This window comes from Rhodoferax sp. RT5P35 (genome assembly GCF_056521385.1).
Map to the genome: position 1 here is coordinate 1 of NZ_JBWMAX010000094.1, position 1582 is coordinate 1582.

General features: G+C 68.1%; 2 protein-coding genes. Both read right to left on the reverse strand.

What is annotated here, in order from left to right:
* The coding region (locus AC097L_RS23890; protein ID WP_479589222.1) for a DUF2345 domain-containing protein at positions 1 to 732 on the reverse strand (732 nt) is incomplete at its 3' end.
* 325 nt (positions 733 to 1057) lie between these two features.
* Positions 1058 to 1582 (reverse strand): contractile injection system protein, VgrG/Pvc8 family (locus AC097L_RS23895; RefSeq protein ID WP_479589223.1); only part of this gene is annotated, 525 nt, incomplete at its 5' end.

The window sequence follows — 1582 nt, forward strand, 5'->3', positions numbered from 1 at the left end:
CGGTAGGGCGTTGAGAGAAAACGCCATCGTCCTTTTAAGCGGGTTTGTCATTGCATCTGGCATCACCGGCAGCTTGTAACTCACCCGTCCCGGCCCCACAAACACCTTCTCCCCCGCCTTCACCAGAATCATCCCCGGCGCGGTGTGTTTCACTCCGGCGCTGCTGATCGTCACATTCGCCCCACCGGCCGTAGCAATCTCGATGCTTTGGGCGGCGGCCCAGTCGATGTGGGCGTTGGCGCTGACCACGTTGATGAGGTCCTTGGCCTGGACTTTCAGCGTGTCGGCCTGGGCTTGCAGGTCGATGGCATCTTGGGCGGCGATGAGTTGCAGGCCCAGGCCTGACTGGGCATTCGGCCCGGCCTGCACCGCCCCGGCCAGGATGCCAATCGCCTGTCCGGTGTGCACCCGCAGCTGGCCCCCGGTCACGTACTGGCTGTCTTGCCCGCTCATGGCACTGGCGGTCTCGCCGTTGGCCCACTGGAGATGCTGCCCGGCCACCACGCCCAGCCCGGCCTTGGCGGTGATGGCGATGGTGGCGGCGCTGCTGTGCGGGACTTTGCCCGTGTCGATCTGTGTCGCCTTGGCCGCCGCATCGCCCAGTGCCGTCTGCAGGCTCTGGCCATCGACCATGCCACTGGCGGCGATGCGCTGGGCTTTGAAGACAGCGGCCTGGTCGTTGAGGGCGCTGGCATTGGTTTGCAGGGTGCCGATGTGCCCGGCCAGGGCCACGGTGCGGTGGGTGGCAGCGGCCTGGCTGAAGGCTCACCCTGTAGGTTCTCGGGCTGGCCCTGGAAGTGCAGCTTGATGCGGATGCGGCCCAGGCGGTCGGTGAAGAGCTCCTGGCCGGGGGTGGGGTTGACCTCGCCGTTGGGGCCGACCACGGTGGCGCTGAGGCTGCCCTGGGCTGTTGGCCGGGGGCGGTGGTACATGCCGGTACCGTCGGCCAGCACCGGGCGCCAGGGCGGGGTGTCGGGTCCGATGGCGATGGCATCGAAGCGGTTGGCGTAGCCGCTGGCCCAGGCCTGGGTGAGCACGTCGACCAGGGGCCGCAGCTTCAGTGGGTGCTCTCAAATGTGTAGCTGGTCGTGCCGGTGGTATAGGCGCTGGAGGGGGATTCGGCTTGTAAAGCATCCAGGCAGGTTTGCAGCACCTGGCCGAGGAGGCCGAAGCGTTGGTCTGCATCTTCTTGGGCGGGCCGGGGCAGGTTGTTGATGCCGATGCTGGTGACGGACAGCAGGACGAACTCGGGGTCTTGGGGTTGGCCTTGGACTGTGACCTTGCGCGGGCTGTTGACCAGTGGGAAGCGGGTGCCCGCCCCGGCGGTGAAGGTGCGCACGGTGCTGCGGCCTTGCCACAGGCTGCGCCGCGACATGCGGGCCTGGACCTGGCAGTCGGTGTAGTGGCGGGCTTCTTCGGCGCTGGCCCAGGCACCAGGGCCGGGGGAGTCGTAGCACTCCAGTTGCGGGGCGCGCGGGCCCGCGGGGAAGGGCTGGTGGCGGGGGTGGGTGGGGATGCTGACGCTGATGCTGCGCTTGGTCTCGTAGTCGTAGCTGAGCTGGGTCAGGCGTGCGGGGGGCAG